Annotated in this window: 4 protein-coding genes; 3 read left to right on the forward strand and 1 reads right to left on the reverse strand. The window is 50.7% G+C overall.

Features of this window, described 5'->3' with window-relative positions:
• On the forward strand, window positions 1-748 hold a 748-nt coding region (locus ABF979_RS16520; protein ID WP_415560767.1), incomplete at its 5' end, for a PepSY domain-containing protein.
• Window positions 749-750: 2 nt separating this feature from the next.
• Here ABF979_RS16520 and ABF979_RS16525 read toward each other — a convergent pair.
• Window positions 751-1,293 (reverse strand): SCO family protein, encoded by a 543-nt coding sequence (locus ABF979_RS16525; protein ID WP_415560768.1) that lies wholly within the window; start codon window positions 1,291-1,293, stop codon window positions 751-753.
• Between the two features lie 619 nt (window positions 1,294-1,912).
• On the opposite strand from ABF979_RS16525, the gene ABF979_RS16530 reads away from it, so the two are divergent.
• Both ABF979_RS16530 and ABF979_RS16535 read left to right on the forward strand, forming a co-directional pair.
• On the forward strand, window positions 1,913-2,164 hold the full coding sequence (locus tag ABF979_RS16530; protein ID WP_415560769.1) for a type II toxin-antitoxin system prevent-host-death family antitoxin: 252 nt from the start codon (window positions 1,913-1,915) through the stop codon (window positions 2,162-2,164).
• Between the two features lie 2 nt (window positions 2,165-2,166).
• Window positions 2,167-2,580, forward strand: coding sequence for a hypothetical protein (locus ABF979_RS16535; RefSeq protein WP_415437236.1), 414 nt, complete (start codon window positions 2,167-2,169; stop codon window positions 2,578-2,580).
• The last annotated feature ends 465 nt before the right edge of the window (window positions 2,581-3,045 follow it).

Genomic DNA, 3,045 nt, shown 5'->3' on the forward strand with positions numbered 1-3,045 from the left:
AGTGTTTCTGGTGCTGTTTCTGGTATCCGGTCTACCGTGGTCCTTTGTCTGGGGGCATACCCTGCAATCAGTCGAAAACACGTTTGGCCGCCTGACCTCTGTCAAGGACTGGGAAATCGGCGCGGTTCCAGCCGCCACGGTCATTGCCGGGCACCCGGTCGGGCAATCACAGAAGCAGCCTGCAACAGGCAGCATGGATATGCCCGGTATGGACATGCCAATCGTCTCTACCTCTTTTCCTGCAGAAGACTTGGTAAGTAGTCTGGACACTGTTGTACAGACCGCGAGCACTCTCTCCCTGCCTGCTCCGGTCATCATTACGCCGTCTGGTTCTATGTGGACTGTGCGGTCCGACACGCAAAACCGACCTTTGCGAGAAAGTGTGACGGTAACACCAGATGGCCATGTGCTGGCACATACAACCTTCGCCCAGAAAGGCCTTATGGATCGCATCATTGGCTACGGCGTTGCGGCACATGAAGGCCAGCTTTTTGGAGGGATAAATCAGGTTATCAACCTGTTGGTGGCAACAGGCTTACTGGCGATGAGTAGTGCTGCAACTGTATTGTGGCTTAAACGCAAACCTGCAGAATCCCTGGGTGCTCCGCCCGCCATGCACTCTCAGCAATATGGAATTATCGGTATTGCAATACTCGTCACTCTAGGGCTGCTTCTACCAGAGCTGGGGGCTGCATTACTTATTCTGACTCTTGCAAACCGGATATTTGCGAAATTCCGTCCGACCTGACATCACGATGGCGGTAAAAGCCGCCTGAGTTCGCTTGCAATCTGGTGGGCACTGGCATCCACGGGGATCATGCCGACCAGATGGTTTTGTCCATCCATGAAGTAAAGAAGCGAACTATGATCAATGAGATAGCCTGCACCATTGGGGACCTGACGTCGTGCGGAAACATGAAAAGCTTTCACGACCGACTGAAGCTGAGTTTCCGACCCAGTCAGGCCAACAATACGAGGGGAAAACCGTTCAACGTAATCCTGTAAAACTTTTGGGGTATCCCGTTCAGGATCAACTGAAATAAACACCGGAATAATGCTTTCTCCCCGCTTACCAAGTTCATCAAGAGCAGCTGATACAGTCGCAAGTGTCAACGGGCAGATGTCTACACAGTGCGTATAGCCAAAATACAGAAGCGTATAATGCCCCTCAAAAGCCGCCTGAGTGACGATCTGCCCCTGACCATTAACCAGAGTGTAAGGCCCGCCTATTTGCGTATGCTTCTGCGACGTCAGAAATATTCTCAGGCATGCAGCGCCAGAAAACAGAAGCAAGATGATACCAAGCAGAGGAAATATTTTTTTCCACTCCTGCCATCTGGAAAGAGGCATTGACTTGGTTAATGCAATCTTTGTGAGCTTTTTGCGATTCATCATGCCATCATAGCAAACAGTCTGTTGAACGACAGCAAGACATCTCCTTTCAATTTCCATGGCCCCTTTTTATTGCCGTCAAACATAAAGCCGGCCTTCGGTTCTCCCTCTCAAGATGGACATAAGCGCAGCAGAAATCAGCTCTTAAAATCCATCCAAAATTCGCTTGCCGTTTTTATCATTAATCCGTGGATTTTTCTGATCTCAGTAGTAAATTATCCATATTAAATGGATTCATAACACACTGATAAACCAGCATTCTAATTATCCTTAACTTCTGGTTTTCGACATTATGAGGATAATCAGCCGGAAACCGGGCTTTCAAGGCCATGGGAGTCCCACGCCGAACGTAAGGCAAATCGTGCCGTATCCTCGGCCCAGAACGCAATTAAATTTAGACAAGCCATCATTCCGTTGCGGCGAAAGCAGGACAATGCCGCACCATACTCCGGGATAATCTCCGTCATTTACATCATTGCTGTAGTTGCTGTATTATTGCGTTTCACTGAAGGAGGGGATCATGCTCACATTTTCGACCAGTGACCTATCTCGTAAGTCAGGCGACATTATCGCCAGTGCCTTGCAAGGTCCCGTTTCAATCAGCCAGCGCGGTAAACCGCGCCTGATCATGCTCAGCGTTGAACAATATGAGGCACTGACAGCCCGTGATGCCGACAGGCGTGTGGTCGGCGCGACAGCGGACATGCCTGCCGATCTGGCCCGGGACATTGGACAAGCAATCGACGGCTACCTGCTGGACATTACTCCTTAGCCATGAGCATCGATTTTCGGCCAGGAATGGTCTTGCGATACCCCTATCTATGGCACTGGCAGGACGCGCGCGGAGAAAGCGAAGGACGCAAGGATCGCCCGACCACTGTTGCTGCCGCTTTTGTGGCACGGGACAACCAGAACTATCTTCTTCTGCTTCCGGTAACAACACGCCTACCGGCCCCTAACCGTATAGCAGTCGAGGTGCCTGCAACGGAAAAACGACGGGCCGGTCTTGATCAGAACCGGCAGCAGTGGATTCTACTCGATGAGTACAATCTCGACCCGACTGTGACTTCGTACTATCTGCAAGCAAGTCCACCCCTCGGGCAGTTCAGCGATGCGTTTATGCGTCTCCTGCTGACACGGTTCAAAACTCTCCTGCCCCAAGCCAAGCGTATATCCAGATACCCTTAGCGGTCTGTTTCCATCGGATCCGAACAGCTTAAATAGCCGACAGGCGGCTTACGCCCTCTTTTTGGTCATCTAGAACGGGGGCTACTCCCCCAAAAGCTGATATACAAGCGGCTATACAACTTCGAAGCCTATCCTGCCCGAACTGATTTACGTTCATGGCGCATTCGGTCGAGTAGGGGACGGGTCTGACGGTCTGTACTTCCAAGTTTGCGCGCAGCCGCCAATGTTTTCATCGAACCTGTCAGCGGTTGACAGCACACGCGTACGTCGCAGATCGTTCTCGTTCACTAGAATCCACCCTATGATCCTGCTCCGATTGGTTCATCCCATGAGGGGAGAACGTCAAACCGGACATTTCTGTTTTGCAGAAGGCGGACATTTTAGCTTTGCGCGCATACACAATTATCGCATAATATATCTTATGCCAACAAAATTGAAGCGAAGCTATTGATTAAATGTGCTCAC

Source organism: Gluconobacter sp. (assembly GCF_047723935.1).
Classification (GTDB): domain Bacteria; phylum Pseudomonadota; class Alphaproteobacteria; order Acetobacterales; family Acetobacteraceae; genus Gluconobacter.

What these genes read in the sequence shown, in the direction of transcription:
- ABF979_RS16530 (WP_415560769.1), top strand. Translation starts at nt 1,913, where the DNA reads ATGCTCACATTTTCGACCAGTGACCTATCTCGTAAGTCAGGCGACATT.
- ABF979_RS16535 (WP_415437236.1), top strand. Translation starts at nt 2,167, where the DNA reads ATGAGCATCGATTTTCGGCCAGGAATGGTCTTGCGATACCCCTATCTA.